This window comes from Novosphingobium flavum (assembly GCF_014230315.1).
Lineage (GTDB): Bacteria > Pseudomonadota > Alphaproteobacteria > Sphingomonadales > Sphingomonadaceae > Novosphingobium > Novosphingobium flavum.
Genome location: NZ_JACLAW010000010.1, coordinates 46,186 through 67,239, shown reverse-complemented (window position 1 = coordinate 67,239; position 21,054 = coordinate 46,186). Strand labels below are relative to the sequence as shown.

Sequence of the window (21,054 nt, the reverse complement as noted above, 5' to 3'; positions counted from 1 at the left end):
AGCGCATATGGACGCTGGCCTCCAGGGCGGCGAGTGGACCGCAACGGTCGGTCTCGACAGGCCGGTGTGCGGCACGCACTCCATGCGCCGCACGAAAGTGTAGCCCATCTGTCAGGCGACCGGCCATCTGCGGGCTGTGCAGATCCTGCTGGGGCACGCCAACATCGAGAATACGGTCCGATACCTCGGCGTGGGCATTGATGATGCGCTCACCCGGTCCGAGCGCACCAAGATCTGAGCCAGTGCCGGCTCCCCGATGGCTCCGGGGAACTGGTCTCGCCGCATGAACGGCCGGCAGCTAACAGGGCGCCGATCCGAGAGCCCGAATGGCGGCTTCGTTGAGGTTTGCAGAATCGCCGAAGTCTGATCGCGCCATTTAGATTTTGCGGCAGGCCGGCCTAGGCACCGCGTGTGGACACGTAAACCGCGTAGATCGAGGTGGAAGCGCAAACGTAAAGCCGATTGCCCAGCGGACCGCCGAAAGTGAGATTGGCGGCGGTTTCCGGAAGGTGGATTTTGCCGAGCAGGGTCCCGTCGGGAGCGTAGCAGCGAACCCCGTCCTCCTTCGGGTCGCCCCAGCCGAAGCTGGACCAGAGATTTCCATTGATGTCGCAGCGCAGGCCGTCGCTGTTGCCGGGGCCGCCGCTAGTCGCGAAGATCCGGCTACCCTTCAGGCGGCCGCGCTCCAGATCGGTTTCGAAGGCCCGGATGTGGGCAGGCCGTCCGCTGTCCACGACATAAAAGGTGCGCCCATCGGGCGAGAAGGCAATGCCATTGGGCTGATCGAAGCCGTCGCCGACTTTCGTTACCGCGCCGCTCGTCGGATCGATGCGATAGACGTAGTTGCCCGGCTGCTCCCTGGTGCCCTTGACCCCCTCATAGTCTCCATCCAGTCCGTAGGTCGGATCGGTGAACCAGATCGACCCGTCGGGTGCGACGGCAACGTCGTTGGGCGAACTGAAGCGCTTGCCTTCCCAGCGCTCGGCCAGCACGGTGATCCGCCCATCGTGTTCGGTCCGCGTGACCCGCCGGGTGAAATGTTCGCAGGTGATCAGGCGGCCTTCACGGTCGACCGTATTGCCGTTCGAATTCATCGCCGGCTGACGAAAGGTGCTGAGCCGGCCGTCGTCCTCGACCAGCCGCACCATCCGGTTGTTGGGGGCATCGCTGACCACGAGGTAGCGGCCAGCTGCGAAATAGGCAGGCCCTTCGGCCCACCGGAATCCGGATGCAACCCGTTCGACCGAGGCGGTACCCGGCACACCGGGAAAGCGCTTGTCGAGCATCTGGACGGCTTGGTCCGGATAGTGTTGCGTAAGTGGGCCAAGAGGCAGGCCTTGGTGAGGCACGGGCACGCCAGTTTCGCCAAGTGGCGCCGCGGTTTGACTCAATGCCTTTGATGCAACGGCCGCTCCGCCAGCCGCCATGAGAAATGCGCGCCTGTTCATCAGTCCCCCCATTGCCCAGCCAAACCTGTGGAGCCGTTATCCGTTCCTCGTTCGGCCAAGCCGCCGAGGTTCAGGTCAGTACCTGCACCCGCAACCGGCCGCCCAGCTTCGTTGCAAGCTACCAAATGGTCCATCCTCCGCAATGTTGTCGTGCCCGGAACGGTCGCTATTTTTGGGAACGGCCTCAACGACACCGTTCGTCGAGATAAACCATGGGCAGCTTCCAGGCCGCAGAACCTGGCGAACCCATGGCCGGACTGTTGAGGGTCAGGCGTTGAACTTACGACCCCGACGTCAACGTTGGAGTGTGTGGTCTGAGCCTCGGCAACGTGCGCGCCACTTGGTGGCCATGGCGTGGTCGGGCAATGACCATTCTCCACCATCGCAGGCCGCTCCGGCGAAAGGTTATGGGACCGAGCCCATAACAACCGCACCCGCCGGCTTGCCTCGCTCCGCCGCATTGCGCAGACTTGCCCTTCGCGCACAGGCGCTGGACGGGAGAGATGAAATGAGGGTGATCAACGGAGCTGGCGCGGCCGCGCTGGCGGCAATGGCAAGCGCGGCGCTGGCGCAAACTCCCCCTCCGCCGATGGCCCCGGCGACGGTCACGCCGCGCGATCCGCTGTCGATTCCCGGCGACAATCTTCCGCCCCCGCTCGCCAATGTCGTGGCTCCGCCGCCGCCGCCCGCGGCCGCGAATGCCCCGCGTCCCGCCCCGCCGCCGCAGGCTCCGGGCCCGCAGATGGACGTCGCCCTTGCCGCGATTCAGGCTGCCATCGCCAAGTGCGCCGCCGATGGGCTCAAGGTCGGCGTGGCCGTAACCAACCAGCAGGGCGTCATCGTCGCCGCCCTGCGGATGGACGGGGCTTCGCCCAACACCGTGTTCAACGGCCTGCGCAAGAGCCTCGTCGCGCTGGAATTCGGCGTGCCCAGCTCCGAGGTCCAGACCCGCCTGCGCGCCGGAGATTTTGCGACCCTGGCCCGGATCAAGCCGAACATGTTCGCTTTCGCCGGGGCGGTCCCGCTCGTCTCCAAGGGGCAGGTAATCGGCGCCATCGGGGCCAGCGGCGCCATGTCGCGGCAGGACGAGGCCTGCGCCGCCGCCGGTGCCGCTGCCGTCGCCTCGCGGATCTGACGCCGTGCGCAGCGCTTTCCTGATCGCCGCCGCCTCGCTCGCGGCCGCCGTGGCCTCTGCCGTCTCGGCCCAGACACCGGCGCCGGCCGGCACTGGCCCGTACATAGCGCCGCCCGTTCCGGTCGCCACGCCGCGCGACCCGGTGGCCTTGCCCGGAGACAACCTGCCGCCGCCGATGGCCGCCATGCTCTCGCCGCCGCGCCCGGCAGGGTCGCGCCCGGCGACGCCCAACCCGGTGATTCCGGGCCCCGGGTTCGAGCTGGCTCAGGCCGCGATCCAGGCCGCCGTGGCCAAGTGCAGCGCGGACGGTGCGCGCGTCGGCGTGGCCGTGGTCAATTCACTCGGCGTGCTGGTGGCCGGTGCGCAGATGGATGGCCTGACCCCTGGCCATGTCTACAATGCCGCCCGCAAGGGCCTCGCCGCGATCGAATTCGGCGAGGTCACGTCGGCGGTTCAGGTGCGGCTGCGCGGCAATGATTTCGCCACGCTCGCCCGGGTCAGGCCGAACATGTCGGTCTTTCCGGGCGGCGTGCCGCTGATCGTCAATGGCAAGGTGGTCGGCGCGGTGGCGGCGAGCGGCTCGGCTCCGTCCGAGGACGAGGCCTGCGCCGCCGCTGGTGCGGCGGCCATCGCCGCGCGGCTCTAGGCGGCGAGCGCCTGCCGGGCCCAGCCGACGATCGTGCTGGCCGGCATGGCGCCGGACTGGCGGGCGATCTCGCGGCCCTTGTGGATCAGCACGAGGGTCGGGATCGATTGGATGGCGTAGCGCGCGGCGAGGGCCGGTTCGGCCTCGGTGTCGAGCTTGCCGAGCCGGACCTGAGGCTCGAGTTCGCTCGCGGCGGCGGCGAAGGCCGGGGCCATCTGGCGGCAGGGCCCGCACCAGCTGGCCCAGAAATCGACGAGCAGCGGCAGGTCCGAGCGCAGGGCGTGGGCCTCGAAATTGGCGGCGGTCAGGGCCACGGGCCGGCGGGCGAACAGGGCTTCCTTGCAGCGCCCGCAAGTGCCGCCCCCGCCCAGTCGCACCGCCGGCACCCGGTTCAGCGTGGCGCAGACCGGACAGGCGATCAGGCGGAATCCGGTATCAGCCATGGTTCTGGTCACACAGTTCGCACAGGGCGTGGATGATCCCCCGCACGGTGGCGTCGCTCAGGCTGTAATAGCGGGTCTGGGCCTCACCCCGGATCGCGACGGCGCCTTCCGCGCGGAGCAGGGCAAGGTGCTGGGAAACGGAAGACTGCGACAGGCCGGTCAGGGAGACCAGTTCGTTGACCGAAACTTCGCCCTCGTCCATCCGGCACAGCATCAGCAACCGTTCGGGATGGCTCATCAGCTTGAGCCGGCTCGACATCGCCGTGGCATTGGCCTTGAGCTCGGAAAGATCGGTCGGTTTCATCTCCTGCCATCCTCTAGCGCCGGTCGGTCAAGGTGCAAGCCTGCCCGCCCGGCCCCGTCTCTCTGACAATTCCGTCGCCGCGCCCGCGTTCCTGAACGCGGCGCAAGGACCCGATCCGAAACACTCGTCATTGCGAGGGGCGAAGCCCCGCGGCAATCCAGGGCGGCTTTCGGCAACGACGCCGCATTCCCGCGCGGCCTGCCTCAGCCGATCAGGGCCCTGAGGGCCGGCACCAGATGGGCCCGGTGCTGCGCCGGGATACGTGCCAGCAGATCGTCCTCGAAGCTGGCCGTGATGCTCTTCACCTTGGCGAGATGGTCCTGTCCCGCCTCGGTCAGGACGATCGCCTGCGACTTGCGGTCGATCGGCTCGCGGCGGACCAACCCGGCCGCTTCCAGCCGGTTGAGCAGCGGCACCATGTTGGCGCGCTGGATGTCGAGCACCTTGCCGATCTCGCTCGAAGTCAGGTCGTGGCGGTCGCTCACCAGCAGCAGCAAGGTGGCGTCGGAAATCCGCAGGTCGAGCGGGGCGAGCCGGGCGGAAAGTTCGCTCATCATCGCAGTGGCCGCGCGGCGCAGCAGATAGCCCGGCAGCAACTCGAGCGTCTCGGCGGGGGAGGGAAGGGCGCGGGTATCTTCGACCAAGGGGATGCTCCGTAAAAGCTATTGACCATAGCAATATTTTGGCTATATCGGAAAACAAATACAGCCTCTCTGGGAGCAATGCCATGTCCGATCGTGCGCAAGACGATACCGTAACCTACGTCGTCGAGAACCGGATCGCCTGGGTTTCGTTCAATCGTCCGGAAAAGCGCAATTGCCAGAGCCCCCGGCTCAACCGGCGGATGATGCAGGTGCTCGAGGAGCTGGAGTTCCGCGAGGATGTGGGCGTGCTGGTCCTGACCGGCGAGGGTTCGGCCTGGTGCGCGGGCATGGATCTCAAGGAATACTTCCGCGAGAACGAGGAAAAGGGCCTTGGCGCCGTGCGCAAGGCCCAGCGCGAAGCCTATGGCTGGTGGGAACGCCTGCGCTGGTATGAAAAGCCGACCATCGCCATGGTCAACGGCTGGTGCTTCGGCGGGGCTTACGGCCCGCTGTTCAGCTGCGACCTTGCGGTGGCCGCGGAGGACGCGCAGTTCGGCCTGTCCGAGATCAACTGGGGCATTCTTCCCGGCGGCGGCGCCTCCAAGGTGATCGTCGAGCTGACCGGTTTCCGCAACGCGATGTACCACGCGATGATGGGTGAGAACGTCGATGGCAGGAAGGCCGCCGAATGGGGCCTGGTCAACGAGGCGGTTCCCGCCGATCGACTCAAGGCCCGTGTCACCGAGATCGCGCAGGTCCTGCTCGGCAAGAATGCCCATGCCTTGCGCGGCACCAAGTGGGCGATCCGCCGGGTGAGCGAGATGACCTTCGACAATTCGATGGACTATCTCGTCCGCACGCAGGAAGCGGCCAACTTCTTCGATTCCGAAGGGCGCAAGGAAGCGACCCGCCAGTTCATCGACGACAAGACCTTCAAGCCCGGGCTCGGCGCCTACGACCTCAGCAAGCAGCGCTGATTCGCGCCTCGGGGAGAGAGTCATGACCAAGCGTCCCGATCAGGTGATGATCGCCCGTCTGCTGCGCCCGCGATCGGTCGCCGTGGTCGGGGCCAGCGACAAGCCGGGCGCGCTCGGCGCCTCGGTCCTCGGCAATCTCGATCGCAATGGCTTTGCCGGGGCGATCTACCCGATCAATCCCAAGCGCGAGGCGATCGGCGCGCGGGCCTGCCTGCCCTCGGTCGAGGCCCTGCCCGAGGGGGTCGACGTCGCGGTACTCGCCATTCCCCAGCCCGCCGTGCTCGACGCCGTGCGGGGCCTCGCGGCGCGCGGGTGCGGAGCCGTCGTCATCTTCTCGGCTGGCTTTGCCGAGGGCGGGGCCGAGGGCATGGCCCAGCAGGCCGAGATCGCCCGCATCGCCGCCGAAGCGGGCATGGTGATCGAGGGGCCGAACTGCCTCGGCATGGTCAATCATGTCGACGGCGTGCCGCTCACTTTCGTCGAGACCGAATGCGCGGCGCATTCGGGCCGCCGCGCCGCCGGGATCGTCTCGCAGTCCGGCGCCATGGCGGCGGTCATCGGCACGACCCTGCAATCGCGCGCCGTGCCGCTGTCCTATTCGGTCTCGACCGGTAACGAGGCCGCAAGCGGCGTCGAGGACTATGTCGATTTCCTCGTCGATGATCCCGATACCCACGTCATCGCGATGATCGTCGAGCAGTTCCGCCAGCCGCGCGCCTTCCTCGCGGCGGCGCGACGGGCGCGGGCGGCGGGCAAGCCGATCGTCCTGCTCCACCCCGGCAAGTCGAGCGCGGCGCGCGAATCCGCCGCCACCCACACCGGGGCCATGGCGGGCGACTACAAACTGATGCGCGCCCTCGTCGGCCGCGCCGGCGTGATCTTCGCCGAAACCCTCGAGGAACTGGGCGATATCGCCGAACTGCTCGTGCGCTGCCCGCCGGTCGCGGGCACGGACATGGCCGTGCTCGGCGAATCCGGCGCCTTCAAGGCGCTCACGCTCGACCTTGCCGAGGAACTGGGCCTGCCACTGGCGGCGCTGGACGATGCCAATTCACCCAAGCTCCGCGCGGCGCTGCCGCCCTTCGTGCCGGTCAGCAATCCGCTCGACATCACCGCGCAGGGCCTGAGCCAGCCGGAGATCTACACCAATACCCTCGGCGCCCTGATCGAGGATCCCCGCGTCGGCGCGATTCTCGCCGGGATCATCCAGGGCGATCCGGTGACTTCGGGGATCAAGGTCCCGGCCATCCTCAAGGCGCTCGCAGGCCGCACCCTGACCAAGCCGCTGGTTTTCGCCGGGCTCGACGAGGGCGCGGGCATCCCGCCGCACTTCGTGGCGGACCTGCGCGCGGCGGGCCTGCCGTGGTTCCCCACCAGCGAGCGCGTGCTGCGCGCGCTGGCCCGGATCGGCCGGGCCGCGAGCGCGGATCTCGCCGACGCGGCTCCGGCTCCCGCCCCCGTGCCCGGTCTCGCCGGCGAACAGGGGGTCGTGCCCGAATATCGCGCCAAGCAATTGCTCGGCCCGCTCGGTCTGTCCTTCCCGGCCGGGCGCTTTGCCGCCTCGGCGGACGAGGCCGCCGCCGCCGCCGAGGCGATCGGCTTCCCGGTCGCGATGAAGGCCCAGGCCGCCGCGCTCAGCCACAAGAGCGATGCGGGCGGCGTGGCGCTGAACCTCGCCGACTCCGGGGCGGTACGCGCAGCCTGGACACGGATGCATGCCGCCGTCGCCGCCTATGACAGCGCGATCGCGCTCGACGGCGTGCTGATCGAGGGCATGGGCAAGCGCGGGACCGAGATGATCGTCGGCGCGAAGAACGATCCCGAATGGGGCCCGGTGGTCCTTGCCGGGTTTGGCGGGGTCACGGCCGAGATCCTGCAGGACGTCCGCCTGATCACGCCCGACCTGTCGGAAGAGCAGATCGTCGCCGAACTGATGCAGCTCCGGAGCGCGGCCCTGCTGCGCGGCTGGCGCGGCTCGCCCGCGCTCGACGTCGCGGCGCTGGCGCGGCTGATCCGCACGATCAGCAGCGTCCTGCTGGCCGAACCGTCGCTGCTCGAACTCGATCTCAACCCGGTGATCCTCCACCCGCAGGGCGAGGGCGTTGTCGCGCTCGACGCGCTGATGCTGGTCGGGTAACCGGACAGACGAACAGCCAGTTGCCGACGCCGGAAAAACCTGCGCTACAACGATAATCAACGGCCGCGCGCGTCGCGGCCGGTTGGCAGGAGAGAGGACCCGATGGCCAGTGCCCAGCTGCTTGAGACCGACCCGCGGCGCCTGATCGCGCGCGCGCCGATGACCTTCCGGCAGGTCCTGGCGATCGCCATGTGCACCCTGCTCAACGCGCTCGACGGGTTCGACGTGCTGTCGATCAGCTTCGCCTCGCCGGGGATCGCGAAGGAATGGGGGATCGACCGCGCTGCGCTTGGCGTCGTGCTGTCGATGGAACTGATCGGGATGATGGCGGGGTCGGTCGTGCTCGGGCAGGTGGCGGACCGGATCGGCCGGCGGCCGACGGTCATGGTCTGCCTCGTGATCATGGCGATCGGCATGCTCAGCACCACCCAGGTCGACAGTATCGGCGTGCTCGCGGTCACCCGCCTGCTCACCGGGCTGGGGATCGGCGGGATGCTGGCGGTCACCAATGCGCTGGTCGCGGAATTCTCGAGCGACAAGTGGCGCGGGGCGGCCGTCGCGATCATGGCGGCCGGCTATCCGGTCGGCGCGATCGTCGGCGGGGCCATCGCCAGCGCCCTGCTGGTGCATGGTGACTGGCGCCACGTCTTCTGGCTCGGCGCCGGGATGACCGCGCTGTTCCTGCCGCTGGTGCCGCTGCTGGTGCCTGAACCGGTCAGCGCCCTGCTCCAGAAGCGCGGCGCCGATACCTTGGCGCGGGTCAACCGCAGCCTCGCCGCGCTCGGCCACCTCGCGGTCGAAAGCCTGCCGCCGCCTGATCCGCAGGCGCGCAAGCCCCGGGTCTCCGAACTGTTCACGCGCGGCATGGCCGCGATCACGGTGCTGCTCACCGTGATCTATTTCATGCATCTCCTGACCTTCTATTTCGTCCTCAAGTGGACCCCAAAGATCGTGGCGGACATGGGCTTTGCCGCTTCTGCCGCGGGCGGGGTGCTGGTCTGGGCCAATGTCGGCGGCCTTGTCGGCGGCCTGCTGTTCAGCGCCCTGTCGCTGCGCTTCCCGCTGCGCGGCCTGCTGGGCCTGTTCATGGTCGCGTCGGCGCTCATGGTCACGATGTTCGGCCGCAGCCCGGCCGACCTCCACGCGCTGTCGCTCGCCGCCGCGGTCGCGGGCTTCTGCACCAATGCGGTGATCGTCGGGCTCTATGCCCTGGTCGCCAGCAGCTTCCCCACGGCCAACCGCGCCGGGGGGACGGGCTTTGTGATCGGCCTGGGCCGGGGCGGGGCGGCGCTGAGCCCGGTCGTGGGCGGCCTCCTGTTCGAGGCGGGCTTCGGCCTTCCGGCCGTGGCCACGATCATGGCTTGCGGATCGCTGGTGGCGCTCGGCGCCCTGCTCGCCTTGCCTCGGCACGGGGCGGAGGGGCAGTAGGGTCCTGACCCTAAGGACGAGGGGTTCGAACCCGGCTGCCGTCACCATCCCCAAACGCCAAATGGGGCCGACGTTGCCGTCAGCCCCATTCTCACCTGCCGTCCTGTGACGTGACCTACGTCTGCCGTCTGGCTGCTGCCTTGCGGCGGCGGCCCTTTCCCGGTTTTATCCGGCAGCTTCGATCACGCGGATCGAGGCGCGGTTGTGCAGGCACTTGAACAGCCGGTCGCTGTGACGCTTTCCGAGCGCCCCGACGGTGGCACCGGGGGGTGCTTTGCATCGTGATGCTCGTCGCATCGGACTCGTCCGGTTCCGGCATGCGCACGAGGCGCCGCTTTCCCCTTCCGTTGGCTGATCCTGCCTGACCGGTGGCCCGGCTCCCTCTCGCCGCGATCACGGAACGCGGTTGCTGGTGAGCCTTGACCCGGCATCCGCCGTTTCCGGCGGTCGTAGCCACCAGAGGTGCGAAAATTCCGGCATCTGCCCCAAGGGCCTTTGCCATCCTGTCCCCACGTCGGCGCGGCGTCGGTCCCGTCAGGCGGAGGCTGGGATGCTGAGGAAGGATTGCCCAATGGCAATCTCCCGCACCGTCGCCGTCCGTCTGGCGGTTCCGTGATCGCTGCAATGGCCTTCAGTTGCCTCTGGCTGCGTCGATCAGCTGTCTCCGAAGAGATCGTCCTTTCGAGCCGTGCCAGCGCTGTGCTGCGGGCCGCTGTAGCGGTCGTCCCTTGGCGTTCCACTCACAGCATCTGCGGTTCGCTGGTCCAGTCCCGAAGGGCTTGGCCGGCGCGTTTTCCGATACTGCTGCGGGACCTGCCGCAGGGTCTCAACTTGCAAAAATTCCTTTGAAGTTCAAGGCTTTCGCCCATCCTCTCGCAGTCGTTTCCGTTCGTTTCGACCCCTTGAAGCTGCGCCCAAGAACCGAGTCGTTCAAGCGCACGAAGGCCGACTTATCCACAGCCCTACGACAGAACGGTGGATAAGTCGGCCCATGCGGTGGACAGAATCATGAAGGCCCGTCAGGGCGCGCGATTTTGCCTGCTGCACCTGCGAACGAGGTGCAGCAAAATCTCCGCTCAGCCGCGATCGCGCTGCGCCAGCAAGCGCAGGCGCAGGGCATTGAGCTTGATGAAGCCCGCCGCGTCCTTCTGGTCGTAGGCCCCGGCATCGTCCTCGAAGGTGACGTGGCGTTCCGAGTAGAGCGAGTTGGCGCTCTTGCGGCCGACGACCGAGGCATTGCCCTTGTAGAGCTTGAGGCGAACCGTGCCCGCGACCTTTTCCTGGCTGAGGTCGATCGCGGCCTGCAGCATCTCGCGCTCCGGGGCGAACCAGAAGCCGTTGTAGATCAGCTCGGCATACTTGGGCATCAGCTCGTCCTTGAGGTGAGCCGCGCCGCGATCAAGCGTGATCTGTTCGATGCCGCGGTGCGCGCGGGCATAGATCTCGCCGCCCGGCGTTTCGTACATGCCGCGGCTCTTCATGCCGACGAAGCGGTTCTCGACGAGGTCGAGGCGGCCGATTCCGTGCTTGCGGCCAAGTTCGTTGAGCGCGGCCAGCAGGGTGGCGGGCGACATCGCCACGCCGTTGAGGGACACGCCGTCACCGCGCTCGAAGTCGATCGTGATGTATTCCGGCTGGTCGGGCGCGTTTTCCGGATCGTCGGTGCGCGAATAGACGTAGTCCGGGGTTTCCTGCCACGGATCTTCCAGCACCTTGCCCTCGGACGAGGTGTGCAGCAGGTTGGCATCGGTGCTGAACGGGCTCTCGCCACGCTTGTCCTTGGGCACCGGGATCTGGTGCTGCTCGGCCCAGGCGATCAGCGCGGTGCGGCTGGTCAGGTCCCATTCGCGCCACGGCGCGATCACCTTGATGTTCGGATCGAGCGCATAGGCCGACAGTTCGAAGCGGACCTGGTCGTTGCCCTTGCCGGTGGCGCCGTGGGCGACCGCATCGGCGCCGGTTTCGTGCGCGATCTCGATCAGGCGCTTGGAAATCAGCGGCCGGGCGATCGAGGTGCCGAGCAGATAGTCGCCCTCGTAGCGGGCATTGGCGCGCATCATCGGGAAGACGAAGTCGCGCACGAATTCCTCGCGCAGGTCGTCGATGTAGATGTTCTCGTCGGCCAGGCCCATCAGCTTGGCCTTGGCGCGGGCCGGCTCCAGTTCCTCGCCCTGGCCGAGATCGGCGGTGAAGGTCACCACCTCGCAATTGTAAGTGACCTGCAGCCACTTGAGGATCACCGAAGTGTCGAGGCCGCCCGAATAGGCGAGGACAACCTTCTTGATGCCGGACATGTGCACGCTCCGCTGCGCAGAAAGGGATTTGCGGCGCGCCTAACAGGGCGGCCGCGCGGGCGCAACCATCGTGAGCCCTTCCCGGGCCAGTCTCGGGCCTTCAGGACGGACTCTATTCCGCCGCCTGGGCCAGGTGCCATTCCGGCGCGGGCTCGGCCGCGGTCAGCCGCGCCACTTCTTCGGCGATATAGTCGCGCGTCATCGGCAGCACGCCCTGCCTCTTCACCGTCTGCAGGTGGAAGTTGACCATGTTGTCGAACCGGAAGGCCTGCTCGGCCCCGGCGAGGTAGAATTGCCACATCCGGAACAGACGCTCGTCGTAAAGCGCGATGATCTCGCGCTCGTGCGCCACGGCGCGGCGATACCATTCGTGCAGGGTGAGGGCATAGTGATAGCGCAGGACCTCCGCATCGCCGAGCTGCCAGCCGGTGTTCTCGATCGCGGTGATCAGCTCGCTCATCGCCGGGATATAGCCGCCGGGGAAGATGTGCTTGCGGGTCCAGCTGTCGGTCCGTCCGGGCCGCCCGGTGCGGCCGATGGTGTGCGTCAGCATGATCCCGTCGTCGGCCAGCAGCTCGAAGGTCTTGCCGAAATATTCGCCGAAATGGCGGGCGCCGACATGTTCGATCATGCCGACCGAGGTGATCCGGTCGAACTTGCCGGTCACGTCGCGGTAGTCGATCAGCTGGAACCTGACCTGATCGGCCACGCCTGCTGCCTCGGCCCGTTCCTGCGCGAACTTCACCTGGTCGGGCGCGAGGCTGACGCCCAGCACCTCGCAGCCGCAATGGCGATTGAGATAGAGCGCGAGCCCGCCCCAGCCGCAGCCGATGTCGAGCACCCGCATGGGTGAGCCGTCGGACTTGGGCTTGATGAGCAGCTTGGCCGCGATCAGCGCCTTCTTGTCGAGCTGGGCCTGCTCCAGCGTCACGTCGGCGTTCTGCCACCAGCCCATGGTATATTGCCGGTCCTCGTCGAGGAACAGCTCGTAGAACTGGCGGGTGAGGTCGTAGTGATGGCGCACGTTGCTGCTGGAGCGGGCGCGGTGGTTGAACTGGTCCAGCCGCCACAGCAACCGGTCGACCGAGCGGCGCAGCGGGCTGGGGGCATCGACGTCGTTGCCGATCCGCGCGCCGTTGCCCATCACCAGCATGACGAGGTCGCGCACGTCGTGCGGGGGCTCGATCACCAGTTCGCCGTCCATGTAGGTTTCGCCCGCGCCAAGGCGCGGATCGCGCGCGATGCGCAGGGCCGTGCCCTTCTGCGTCAGGCGGATGCGAACCGGATCGGCGGCAGGATCGCCGTAGGTATAAACCTTCGAATCGTAATCTGTCAGAACAAGCCGGCCTTCGCGAACCAGCGCACGCAGCATACGATCAAGCAGCCACATCAACAGACCTCCCGATGAACGGACAATCCGCGAACGGGCTGGCGGTTCCCGGTCGCGCCTTCAGGCCAGTCCGCGTGCCAGATAAAGGACGTCGCGCGGTTGGCGCAGCAGGTGTTGCCCCGAATCGATGAACAGCGTCTGACCGCTAGCCAGCCATCCCTCACTGAGAAACAGTGCCGCTTCAGCCAGTTCCTGCGGATCATTGAGCCGGCCGAGCAGGTTCATCCGGCCGCTGACCTGGTGTTCGTCGGGGGCCTGGTCGAAACTGGGCAGCATGGCGCCGGGCGCGAGGCCATAGACCCGGTCGGCCGGGGCGGTCAGCGCCATGGCCTGCATCGCCATGGCCGCGGCAAACGCCGCCTTGGCCATGGTATAGGAGAAGAAGTCGGGATTGAGGTTGACCAGCTTCTGGTCGAGCAGGTCGACCACGCGGCGCCCCCCGCGCGCCCGGGCGCTGCGCAGGAAGGCTTGGGCAAGCCGGGCCGGAGCCTCGGCATTCACCGCCGCCGCCTCGGCCAGCACCGCCGGGTCAAGCCGCTCTGCCGTGTCGAAGCGGAAGACCGCGGCCGAATTGACCAGCATCCGCCAGTCCTCCAGCCGCCCGGCAAGATCCATCGCCATGGCCTCGGCCTCGTCCGGCCGGGACAGGTCGCAGCAAACCACTTCGGCCGAGGGCAGACTTTCGGCGAGCGCGCGCGCAGCCGCTTCGGACTGGCCATAGTGGATCACCACGTGCCAGCCCGCGCGGGCAAAACGGCGCGCCACCAGCGAACCGATCCGCTTGGCGCCGCCGGTGATCAGGATGGCAGGACGTGTCATGCCGGCCTTCAAGCACAGGCGCGGTACTCTTGCCTAGGCCCTGGCACGATCCATCGTAAGGCCGGAGGGCCGGGGAAGACCCTCCGGCCGCGCCCTCGATCAGCGGCAGCGCACGCTGCCGCGATCGATCTCGCGTCCGAGCAGGCCGCCGCCGGCCGCCCCGATGATCGTGCCGAGCGTGCGGTCACGCCCCGAAGACACGCTGTTGCCGATCAGGGCGCCCAGCGCCGCGCCGACGACCAGCCCGGTCGTGCCGTTGTCGCGGCGGCAGTAATAGCGCCCGTCAGTGCCGCGCCACACCGAATCGCCCCGGCTAAGGCGGCGCGGCTCGTAATAGCGGCCGTACTGATCATATACCCGGGCCTGCTCCTTGGCGCGGCGACCATGCGCGGGGGCCCACGGCGGCGGATCGGCCAGCACCGGCACCGGCGCGGCCACGGCAAGAAGACTGGCAACAAGGACGAATTTCTTCATCACGGATATTCCTTTCGCATGGCGAGAACGCAGTTGGCCCGCCGGGGGTTCCTTGTAGCCGCGCTTCGTGGCACCAAGCTGAACATGAGACTGGACCTTGTCGACGTTTTCGCCAGCGGGCCGCAGAGCGGCAACCCCCTCGCCGTGGTCCGCGAGGGGGAAGGGCTCGATGACGCGCAGATGCTGGCGCTCACTCGCTGGCTCGGCTTTTCCGAGACCACCTTCCTGCTTCCGCCCACCGATCCCGCCGCCGATTACCGGGTGCGAATCTTCTATCCGGCGGGCGAACTGCCCTTTGCCGGCCATCCCACGCTCGGCTCCGCATTCGCATGGCTGGCCGCCGGGGGCGAGCCGAAGAGCCATGGGGCTGTCGTCCAGCAATGCGGGATCGGCCTGGTCGAAGTGCGCCGCGAGATCGGCCAGCTCGCGTTCCGCGCCCCGCCGCTGCGCCGCTCCGGCCCCCTGTCGGAGCAGGAGCGGGCCGAAGCCATCCGCGTCGCCGGAGTGCCCGAGGAAGCCGTCGTCGCCGCGGTCCATGCCGACAATGGCCCGACCTGGAAATTGCTGCATCTGCGCGGGCTCGACGATCTCCTCGCCGCCGAGCCGGTCGGCCGCGCCGACGTCCCGACAGACGTCGGCTTGCTCGCGCCCCACCCGGCCGGCAGCCGCGTCGCCTTCGAACTGCGCGCCTTCTTCGCCGATGCCACCGGCCGGATCGAGGAAGACCCCGTCACCGGCAGCCTCAACGCCGCCGTGGCGCAATACCTGCTCGAAGCCGGCTTCGCCCCGGAAGACTATGTCGCGGGGCAGGGCCGCAAGGTCGGCGCCGACGGCCGCGTCCACGTCCGCCGCGACGAGGATGGCTCGGTCTGGATCGGCGGCGTCGTCCGCGCCGTCTCGATGGGCGGACGGCTCACGCCGCTGGCGTGAGGGGCTAGTCAGTCTTTCCGCGGGAATGCGATCTGATGCACGAAACGGAGTGAAAGCCCAGTTTCACCCGCTGCGCGCCGCGCGGAATTGCTGATGTTCTGCACCACCATCATGAGGCTTTCGGCCCCGTCGCCGGGCAAATCGCGCCTCTGGCCGGTTATACGGATGTGAATATCGCCCCGGTCCCCTTCGAGCGGCTCCATCGGATGATAGTCGTTTGACGCCATGTAGCGCTCGGCGATGGCTTGGTAGGCGGAAAGGTCGCCGATCTCGGGTGAGTTCCAGCGGACCGAACACGCGTGGAAGGGAGGAAACTCGAGCCAGACTGTGGTTTTTGAGCCGGCCAGTCGCCACGCGCGCGCCGGATCGTCCACCATCGTAACTGTCACTTCCGCAGGAGAAAGTTCCTCCGCGCCGCGCTCAGCCATCAGCCTCGCAACTGACTTGTCGTCCGGAAAGGTTCTGAGGCAAACTTCATCGTAGAGGGCGGCCATCTCCGACAAGTTCTTGTCGACTGAAATTGGTGCGGTTGCCGCAAGTAATACCGTAAATAGCATCCGGTCCTCCCCCCTGCTTCATCCCACAGGCCGTCGGTAGGCGCAAACCGGCATGTCGAGCGCGGGCAACTCGCGCAAACAGCCGCTGTCAGCGGCGCCTGGCGCCAGCTCCTTCGTCATTCGTGCTTCGCAAAAACGGCGAACGTCGGAGGAAATCAGCCCAAAGCCGCCTGCTTTTCGTCGGCCAGCCGGTCCAGTTCTGCCCGGCTCATCTTCTGCGCCGCGGTCTTGAGCTGGCCGCAGGCGGCATCGATGTCGCGCCCGCGCGGAGTGCGGACCGGGGCGGAAATCCCTGCCTCGAACACGATTTCCGAGAAGCGGCGGATGCGCTCGGGCGCCGAGCATTCGTAGATCGCGCCGGGCCAGGGGTTGAACGGGATCAGGTTGACCTTGGCCGGCAGCTTGTACTGCTTGATCAGGCGAACCAACTCGCGCGCATCCTCGTCGCTGTCGTTCTTGTCCTTGAGCATCACGTACTCGAAGGTGATGCGCCGGGCATTGCTCGCGCCGGGATAGTCCGCGCAGGCCTGGAGCAGCTCCTCGATCCCGAACTTGCGGTTGATCGGCACGATCTCGTCGCGCACGTCCTTGGAGACGGCGTGCAGCGAGACGGCCAGGTTGACCCCGATCTCCTCGCCGCAGCGCGCCATCATCGGCACGACGCCGCTGGTGGAAAGGGTGATCCGGCGCTTGGACAGGGCAAGCCCATCCCCGTCCATCACCAGCTTCAGCGCATCGCGCACATTGTCGAAATTGTAGAGCGGCTCGCCCATGCCCATCATCACGATGTTGGTGAGCAGGCGCCCGTCGGACGAGTAGGAGCCTTCATCCTCCTCGTCATCGAGCCCGGCCATCGTGGCAAGGCGCATGTCGCCCGCACCCTTGGGCCATTCGCCTAGCGAATCGCGCGCCAGCATGACCTGGCCGACGATCTCTCCCGGCGTCAGGTTGCGCACCAGGCGCATGGTCCCGGTGTGGCAGAAGCGGCAGTTGAGCGTGCAGCCCACCTGGCTGGAAACACACAGCGTGCCCCGGTCCGCATCGGGGATGAACACCATCTCAAACTCGTGGCCATCGGCCGTGCGCAGCAGCCACTTGCGGGTGCCGTCGGACGAATGCTGGGCCAGCACGATTTCCGGGCGGCCGATCACGAAGCGCTGCTCCAGCCACGGGCGCATGGTCTTGGCGATGTCGGTCATCGCCTCGAACTCGGTCACGCCGCGATGGTAGAGCCAGTGGAACACCTGCTTGGCGCGCAGCTTGGCGGCCTTGGCGTCGAGCCCGGCCTCGGCGAACAGCTCGGCGATGCGCGGCCGGGGCAGGCCGAGCAGGTCGACCCGCCCGTCTTCGCGCGGGGTCACGTCACGGGGGACGGGGACCGGGTCGATGTGCCCGGGGATCTGCATGAGGTTCGTATCGGCCATGGGAGCGGCGCATATATGCGCAATGGCCCCGAAAATCTAGGCTCTCTAAAGCCGGGCGCAGGCGAGGGTGGCGCTGTCCATCGCCGTGGCGGCGCCGGGCAGGGCATAGGCGTTGCCGAAAGGTCGCCCCCGGCTGTCCCGCGCCGAGACGTACATCGAGCGGGCCGAGCGCATGGCGGCCACGATCGCGGCGTCCATGCGCGGGTCGGCAGCCCACGCATCGGCGCCCCCTGCGGCGAGCACGTAGCGCTGCCCGCCGAGCGAGAGCGTGACCCTCCCGCCCGCCGCGATCCGGCGCGAAAGGCGAAAGTGAACCTGCCCGCGCTCGCCGCGTTTCGGCCAGGTGCCGATCGCGGCATAGGGCTGGGTCTCGCGCTCGAAGGCCGAGGGATCGGCCATGGCGATGGCGTAGCAGCGCGGCACGGCCGGATCGCGGAACGCGCCCCAGTCCCCGAACATGCCGAGGCTGTCCCGCGCGGCGGCGGGCGTGGCGAGCAAGGCCGCCATGGCGGCGAGCAGCAGGCGGGCAGGAGGAAATGGGATGTTGTTCAAGATCTGGCTGCCCGGTCCGGCGATCATTGTGACGAGCCCAATCCTAGGGGCTCGGGCGCAACCTGCGCAAGCCATTGCGGGCTCGCCGATGCGATCCCTCGTCCGGCCCGAATTCCGCGTCCTTTCATCCCTTTACCGTGTTGCAGCAATGTCACACCGTTTCGTTGTCTGAGGTTCATGAAACCAGCCGGCACGGCCAGACATTCTCCCTCGCACCTGCCGGGCTCAGCAGCCCGCACGTTAAAGTGAACGGAGTATCCCATGTCCAAGACCACTCTTCTCCTCGCCGCCGCCACTGCGGTTTCCGCCGTGGCGCTGCCGGGTATCGCCGCGGCTCAGGACGGGCGCGAGCCCTTCGTCGGCCCCCGGGTGGAGGCCATTGTCGGCTACGATCACCTACGTTCGGGCAGCTCGGTCGACATCGACAATACCCGCGATCTCAAGCAGTCGATCGACGGCGTGACCTACGGCGTCGGCGTCGGCTACGACGCGGCGCTGGGCAACAGCGTCCGCGCCGGTGTCGAGGCCGAACTCTCGGATTCGACCGCCAAGTGGGACAACAACAACGGCAAGCCGAACGTGTTCAACCTCGGCCGCGTCTCGGCCGACCGTGACATCTACGTCGGCGGCCGCGTCGGCTTCGTCACCTCGCCGTCCACGATGGTCTATGTGAAGGGCGGCTATACCAATGCCCGCTTCGGCCTGATCGGCACCAACGGCACGGTCAGCCGCGACCAGCGCCTTGATACCGACGGCTACCGCGTCGGTGCCGGGATCGAGCACCAGCTTTCGGGCAATGCCTATGTGAAGGCGGAATACCGCTATTCGAACTACAAGAAGGCCGAGTTCGACTTCAACGGCACCACGCCCGACAGCAGCCGCTTCCAGATCGACACCGACCGCCACCAGGTCGTGGTCGGTGCGGGCCTGCGTTTCTGATCGGGTCGCACCGATGGGGGGCGCGCCTGTCCGGCGCGCCCCTTTTTCCTGTCACTTCTGCCGCTCGGCGCCGACAATCTGGTTCCGCCCTTCGGCCTTGGCCCGGTACAGCGCCTCGTCCGCTCCGCGCAGCGCATCGCGCGGATCGGCATAGGCAAATACGTCCGCGACACCGCCCGAAAAGGTGATCTGTCCGATCGGCTCGTCGGTGATCCGGTTGATGAAATTGCGGTCGGCCAGCTGCCGGCGGGCCAGATCGAGCATCTCCTTGGCCTCGCGCACGCTGCGCCCGCGAAACAGCATGACGAATTCCTCGCCGCCGTGGCGCGCGACATGGCAGCGGTCGTCGGAGATGCGGGCGAGGACCTGGCCGATCGCCTGGATCACCCGGTCGCCCGTCTCGTGCCCGTGCAGGTCGTTGACCCGCTTGAAATGGTCGATGTCGCAGATCGCCAGGGTCAGCAGGTCGATTTCCTGCTGGGCCTCGCGGTACTGGTTGGCAAGGACCCCCTCGAAAGCGCGGCGGTTGGGCAGCCCGGTCAGGTGGTCGATCTCGGCATCGCGCCGGGCCCGCTCCAGGCTCCTGCGCAGGCTTTCGGCCTCTTCGCTCGACCGCTTCATCTCGCCCTCGACTTCGCGGGTCCGCTCGAGCATGGCCTTGGCGATCCCGACGAGACTGGTCAGCATCTCGCCGGTCGTGTCGTCCCCGCCGATCCTGTTGCCGCCCATTTCGCCGACATGCTGCTGCAGGCTGTCCCCGTAAGCGGCCGTGGTGCCGTGCGCGCGCGTCGTCGCAGACGAGAAGCTGGCCAGCGACGAGTCGAGCCGCCCCATCAGGCGGTCGAGTTCGGCCTCGCGTTCTTCGCTGCCCATCTCGTCGGCTTCGGCCGGTTTCATCCGGTCGAGCCAGTCCTGGTCGATCGCCTCGCGCGCCAGCTCGCGCTCGGCAATGCGCCGCGCCAGGTCGAGGTCGGAACCCGAAAAGGCGGCATGGGCGAGCAGCAGGTTGGCGGGGCTGACGTCAAGGTCGTTCCCGATCAGGAACTCGCTCATCCGGTCGAGCAGCACCCGCCGCGCGGTGCGCCCGGGCCCTGCGGTAAGATCCTCGGCTTCAGGGTGATCGATATCGTCTTGCGCGCCAACGGAGCGCGCCAGAAACTTAAACATTGATGTGGTTCCTCGGCTGGTGCGACCCGGCCAATTCCCGAGAAACCCTAGTCCGACGTGGCTGACAGCCGGTTGCTGGCTGCTTAGGTTGGCTTACCTAAGCCGAAAGTTACCCATCTGCTCGTGCGAAAGCGGACAGTCCGGACACGCTGACATTGCGGACATTGCAGCCACTTTTCTTCCGCTCCATACTTGGCTAGCGCTTTGGAGTGCTTGACGTGGACGCGATTGCCCAACAACAAGAAATTGTTATGCCCCCGACGACGCAATCCATCCTAATTGGCAGGAGCGTGTTTTTCGGCGGATTTGTAGCTGTTGTTCTATTTCTAGGCATCGCGTCGCACTTCAGCCTTTCGTGGATCGAGAGATCATCGCCTGCCACGGATATAGGAATGCTTGGGTTAGCCCTCTTTTTTGCGATACCGCTTATTCCAACGGCTTGGGAGGCTCTTGATCGCAGCCCGGTAATGGTCGTTGACGGTAACGGGGTGAAGCTACACCCGTGTTTTGGTATTCCCGCGCTGAAGTGGGATGACATCAAAGGATCAGATATCACCGAATGGAGTTTGCGGGGTGGCACAAAGTCGGTGCTGACTATTTTCATGGCGCGCAGGTCGCCCAGTTGGAACCGCCCGTTTGGACGAGACAAAGTGACGATCGCCGTAAGAAAGGGCACGGACAGCGAAGAGTTGTTGGTCACTGCCATGAACATCATCAACGCGACAGCTTCGGCTTAAGCCACATCTCACAGGCAGCCTTGGCCACATACCCGTGCGGCCTTTGCGCCGAAAAGGTGAGGTCATTCAACGTCCGCTCCCCCGACATTTCCGCCGTCCGACGCCCGGCGATGGCATGTCGATAGCGCTGGGCTTTGCCCACCCGCTCAGGGATAGGCAATCTCAAGCACTTCCCATTCCTTCTCGCCGCCCGGCAGGACTACGCGCCGCAGATCCCCCACCGCCGCGCCGCGCAGGGCCCGCGCCAGCGGCGCCGACCATCCGATCAGGCCCTTGCCCGCGTCCTGCTCGTCGTCGCCGACCAGGGTCAGCACGCGCTGGTTGTCGTCCTCGTCGGCGATGGTCACCGTGGCGCCGAACCAGGCCCGCGAACGGTCCTCCTGCCGTGCCGGGTCGACCACCCGGACGAATTTCATTCGCCGCGCAAGGAAGGCCAGCTCACGGTCGATCTCGCGCATCCGCTTGCGGCCATAGAGATAGTCGCCGTTTTCCGAGCGGTCGCCATTGCCCGCCGCCCAGGACACCACCTCGACGATGGCCGGGCGCTCGGTGCCGAGCAGGTGATCGTAGCGCGCGCGCAGCGCGGCCATGCCGGCAGGCGTGATCGGAGGGCCATCGGGTTTCATGCGCAGATCGTCTAGGAGCGCGGGGGCCGGAGGGGAAGGGGAG

21 protein-coding genes and 1 pseudogene are annotated in these 21,054 nt (G+C 67.2%); 9 read left to right on the top strand and 13 right to left on the bottom strand.

All coding sequences use genetic code 11. The features are described from left to right. Positions 1 to 31: 31 nt before the first annotated feature. Positions 32 to 238: pseudogene (locus tag H7F51_RS18705) on the top strand (integrase); the annotation flags it as partial. A 160-nt stretch (positions 239 to 398) separates the two neighbouring features. Here the strand turns inward: H7F51_RS18705 and H7F51_RS13435 are convergent. Then, the gene (locus H7F51_RS13435) at positions 399 to 1,286 is read right to left on the bottom strand and encodes an SMP-30/gluconolactonase/LRE family protein (protein WP_221774143.1); all 888 of its coding nucleotides are present in this window, start codon (positions 1,284 to 1,286) and stop codon (positions 399 to 401) included. A 670-nt stretch (positions 1,287 to 1,956) separates the two neighbouring features. Between H7F51_RS13435 and H7F51_RS13430 the strand changes: the two genes are divergently transcribed. Together H7F51_RS13430 and H7F51_RS13425 are read left to right on the top strand one after the other, a co-directional pair. Further along, positions 1,957 to 2,583 (top strand): GlcG/HbpS family heme-binding protein, encoded by a 627-nt coding sequence (locus H7F51_RS13430; RefSeq protein ID WP_185664826.1) that lies wholly within the window; start codon positions 1,957 to 1,959, stop codon positions 2,581 to 2,583. 4 nt (positions 2,584 to 2,587) lie between these two features. Further along, the gene (locus tag H7F51_RS13425; RefSeq protein ID WP_185664825.1) at positions 2,588 to 3,229 is read left to right on the top strand and encodes a heme-binding protein; all 642 of its coding nucleotides are present in this window, start codon (positions 2,588 to 2,590) and stop codon (positions 3,227 to 3,229) included. Here H7F51_RS13425 and trxC read toward each other — a convergent pair. From trxC to H7F51_RS13410, 3 genes are all read right to left on the bottom strand, one after another. After that, positions 3,226 to 3,672 carry a thioredoxin TrxC gene (gene trxC / locus H7F51_RS13420; RefSeq protein WP_185664824.1) on the bottom strand — a complete coding sequence of 149 codons (447 nt, stop codon included), beginning with the start codon at positions 3,670 to 3,672 and terminating at the stop codon, positions 3,226 to 3,228. The genes H7F51_RS13425 and trxC overlap by 4 nt on opposite strands. Beyond that, entirely contained in the window at positions 3,665 to 3,976 is a 312-nt protein-coding gene (locus tag H7F51_RS13415; RefSeq protein WP_185664823.1) for an ArsR/SmtB family transcription factor, read from the bottom strand. Before H7F51_RS13415 ends, trxC begins: the two co-directional genes overlap by 8 nt. 203 nt (positions 3,977 to 4,179) lie before the next feature. Continuing rightward, positions 4,180 to 4,620 (bottom strand): MarR family winged helix-turn-helix transcriptional regulator, encoded by a 441-nt coding sequence (locus H7F51_RS13410; RefSeq protein ID WP_246448389.1) that lies wholly within the window; start codon positions 4,618 to 4,620, stop codon positions 4,180 to 4,182. An 83-nt stretch (positions 4,621 to 4,703) separates the two neighbouring features. On the opposite strand from H7F51_RS13410, the gene H7F51_RS13405 reads away from it, so the two are divergent. The 3 genes from H7F51_RS13405 (at position 4,704) to H7F51_RS13395 (ending at position 9,102) form a co-directional block, all read left to right on the top strand. Continuing rightward, complete coding sequence (locus tag H7F51_RS13405; protein ID WP_185664822.1) at positions 4,704 to 5,537, top strand: p-hydroxycinnamoyl CoA hydratase/lyase; 834 nt, start codon at positions 4,704 to 4,706, stop codon at positions 5,535 to 5,537. A 22-nt stretch (positions 5,538 to 5,559) separates the two neighbouring features. After that, entirely contained in the window at positions 5,560 to 7,674 is a 2,115-nt protein-coding gene (locus tag H7F51_RS13400; RefSeq protein ID WP_185664821.1) for an acetate--CoA ligase family protein, read from the top strand. Between the two features lie 102 nt (positions 7,675 to 7,776). Then, on the top strand, positions 7,777 to 9,102 hold the full coding sequence (locus tag H7F51_RS13395; RefSeq protein ID WP_185664820.1) for an MFS transporter: 1,326 nt from the start codon (positions 7,777 to 7,779) through the stop codon (positions 9,100 to 9,102). A 1,076-nt stretch (positions 9,103 to 10,178) separates the two neighbouring features. Here H7F51_RS13395 and H7F51_RS13390 read toward each other — a convergent pair. The 4 genes from H7F51_RS13390 to H7F51_RS13375 all read right to left on the bottom strand — a co-directional run bounded on the left by H7F51_RS13390 (position 10,179) and on the right by H7F51_RS13375 (position 14,079). Beyond that, positions 10,179 to 11,396: an argininosuccinate synthase gene (locus H7F51_RS13390; RefSeq protein ID WP_185664819.1), complete on the bottom strand. Its 1,218-nt coding sequence runs from the start codon at positions 11,394 to 11,396 to the stop codon at positions 10,179 to 10,181. Positions 11,397 to 11,508: 112 nt separating this feature from the next. Then, entirely contained in the window at positions 11,509 to 12,786 is a 1,278-nt protein-coding gene (locus tag H7F51_RS13385; RefSeq protein WP_185664818.1) for an SAM-dependent methyltransferase, read from the bottom strand. A gap of 60 nt (positions 12,787 to 12,846) precedes the next feature. Then, positions 12,847 to 13,605: an SDR family oxidoreductase gene (locus H7F51_RS13380; protein ID WP_185664817.1), complete on the bottom strand. Its 759-nt coding sequence runs from the start codon at positions 13,603 to 13,605 to the stop codon at positions 12,847 to 12,849. A 99-nt stretch (positions 13,606 to 13,704) separates the two neighbouring features. Further along, complete coding sequence (locus H7F51_RS13375) at positions 13,705 to 14,079, bottom strand: glycine zipper 2TM domain-containing protein (RefSeq protein WP_185664816.1); 375 nt, start codon at positions 14,077 to 14,079, stop codon at positions 13,705 to 13,707. Positions 14,080 to 14,163: 84 nt separating this feature from the next. On the opposite strand from H7F51_RS13375, the gene H7F51_RS13370 reads away from it, so the two are divergent. Next, positions 14,164 to 15,009, top strand: coding sequence for a PhzF family phenazine biosynthesis protein (locus H7F51_RS13370; RefSeq protein ID WP_185664815.1), 846 nt, complete (start codon positions 14,164 to 14,166; stop codon positions 15,007 to 15,009). Between the two features lie 8 nt (positions 15,010 to 15,017). On the opposite strand, the gene H7F51_RS13365 is transcribed toward H7F51_RS13370, so the two are convergent. From H7F51_RS13365 to H7F51_RS13355, 3 genes are all read right to left on the bottom strand, one after another. Next, a complete protein-coding gene (locus tag H7F51_RS13365) occupies positions 15,018 to 15,566 on the bottom strand; it encodes a hypothetical protein (protein WP_185664814.1) in 549 nt (182 codons plus the stop codon). A gap of 155 nt (positions 15,567 to 15,721) precedes the next feature. Then, positions 15,722 to 16,990, bottom strand: a complete 1,269-nt coding sequence (rlmN, locus tag H7F51_RS13360) for a 23S rRNA (adenine(2503)-C(2))-methyltransferase RlmN (protein WP_185664813.1) — start codon at positions 16,988 to 16,990, stop codon at positions 15,722 to 15,724. 45 nt (positions 16,991 to 17,035) lie between these two features. Next, on the bottom strand, positions 17,036 to 17,497 hold the full coding sequence (locus H7F51_RS13355) for a hypothetical protein (protein ID WP_185664925.1): 462 nt from the start codon (positions 17,495 to 17,497) through the stop codon (positions 17,036 to 17,038). A gap of 306 nt (positions 17,498 to 17,803) precedes the next feature. On the opposite strand from H7F51_RS13355, the gene H7F51_RS13350 reads away from it, so the two are divergent. Next, positions 17,804 to 18,481, top strand: coding sequence for an outer membrane protein (locus H7F51_RS13350; protein ID WP_185664812.1), 678 nt, complete (start codon positions 17,804 to 17,806; stop codon positions 18,479 to 18,481). Between the two features lie 51 nt (positions 18,482 to 18,532). Here the strand turns inward: H7F51_RS13350 and H7F51_RS13345 are convergent, their stop codons facing one another. Then, a complete protein-coding gene (locus tag H7F51_RS13345) occupies positions 18,533 to 19,648 on the bottom strand; it encodes a GGDEF domain-containing protein (protein ID WP_185664811.1) in 1,116 nt (371 codons plus the stop codon). A gap of 218 nt (positions 19,649 to 19,866) precedes the next feature. Between H7F51_RS13345 and H7F51_RS13340 the strand changes: the two genes are divergently transcribed. Beyond that, positions 19,867 to 20,385 carry an endonuclease V gene (locus H7F51_RS13340; RefSeq protein WP_185664810.1) on the top strand — a complete coding sequence of 173 codons (519 nt, stop codon included), beginning with the start codon at positions 19,867 to 19,869 and terminating at the stop codon, positions 20,383 to 20,385. 146 nt (positions 20,386 to 20,531) lie between these two features. Here H7F51_RS13340 and H7F51_RS13335 read toward each other — a convergent pair whose 3' ends face one another. Then, positions 20,532 to 21,011, bottom strand: coding sequence for a GreA/GreB family elongation factor (locus H7F51_RS13335; RefSeq protein WP_185664809.1), 480 nt, complete (start codon positions 21,009 to 21,011; stop codon positions 20,532 to 20,534). Positions 21,012 to 21,054 lie beyond the last annotated feature (43 nt).

Bases quoted from the DNA above. Each gene is read 5' to 3' on its own strand.
- H7F51_RS13380 (WP_185664817.1), bottom strand. From the start codon at position 13,605: ATGACACGTCCTGCCATCCTGATCACCGGCGGCGCCAAGCGGATCGGT.
- H7F51_RS13335 (WP_185664809.1), bottom strand. From the start codon at position 21,011: ATGAAACCCGATGGCCCTCCGATCACGCCTGCCGGCATGGCCGCGCTG.
- H7F51_RS13405 (WP_185664822.1), top strand. From the start codon at position 4,704: ATGTCCGATCGTGCGCAAGACGATACCGTAACCTACGTCGTCGAGAAC.
- H7F51_RS13345 (WP_185664811.1), bottom strand. From the start codon at position 19,648: ATGTTTAAGTTTCTGGCGCGCTCCGTTGGCGCGCAAGACGATATCGAT.
- H7F51_RS13350 (WP_185664812.1), top strand. From the start codon at position 17,804: ATGTCCAAGACCACTCTTCTCCTCGCCGCCGCCACTGCGGTTTCCGCC.
- H7F51_RS13400 (WP_185664821.1), top strand. From the start codon at position 5,560: ATGACCAAGCGTCCCGATCAGGTGATGATCGCCCGTCTGCTGCGCCCG.
- H7F51_RS13375 (WP_185664816.1), bottom strand. From the start codon at position 14,079: ATGAAGAAATTCGTCCTTGTTGCCAGTCTTCTTGCCGTGGCCGCGCCG.
- H7F51_RS13365 (WP_185664814.1), bottom strand. From the start codon at position 15,566: ATGCTATTTACGGTATTACTTGCGGCAACCGCACCAATTTCAGTCGAC.
- H7F51_RS13390 (WP_185664819.1), bottom strand. From the start codon at position 11,396: ATGTCCGGCATCAAGAAGGTTGTCCTCGCCTATTCGGGCGGCCTCGAC.
- H7F51_RS13385 (WP_185664818.1), bottom strand. From the start codon at position 12,786: ATGTGGCTGCTTGATCGTATGCTGCGTGCGCTGGTTCGCGAAGGCCGG.
- H7F51_RS13395 (WP_185664820.1), top strand. From the start codon at position 7,777: ATGGCCAGTGCCCAGCTGCTTGAGACCGACCCGCGGCGCCTGATCGCG.
- trxC (WP_185664824.1), bottom strand. From the start codon at position 3,672: ATGGCTGATACCGGATTCCGCCTGATCGCCTGTCCGGTCTGCGCCACG.
- H7F51_RS13355 (WP_185664925.1), bottom strand. From the start codon at position 17,497: ATGGCGGCCTTGCTCGCCACGCCCGCCGCCGCGCGGGACAGCCTCGGC.
- H7F51_RS13370 (WP_185664815.1), top strand. From the start codon at position 14,164: ATGAGACTGGACCTTGTCGACGTTTTCGCCAGCGGGCCGCAGAGCGGC.
- H7F51_RS13430 (WP_185664826.1), top strand. From the start codon at position 1,957: ATGAGGGTGATCAACGGAGCTGGCGCGGCCGCGCTGGCGGCAATGGCA.
- rlmN (WP_185664813.1), bottom strand. From the start codon at position 16,990: ATGGCCGATACGAACCTCATGCAGATCCCCGGGCACATCGACCCGGTC.
- H7F51_RS13435 (WP_221774143.1), bottom strand. From the start codon at position 1,286: ATGCTCGACAAGCGCTTTCCCGGTGTGCCGGGTACCGCCTCGGTCGAA.
- H7F51_RS13415 (WP_185664823.1), bottom strand. From the start codon at position 3,976: ATGAAACCGACCGATCTTTCCGAGCTCAAGGCCAATGCCACGGCGATG.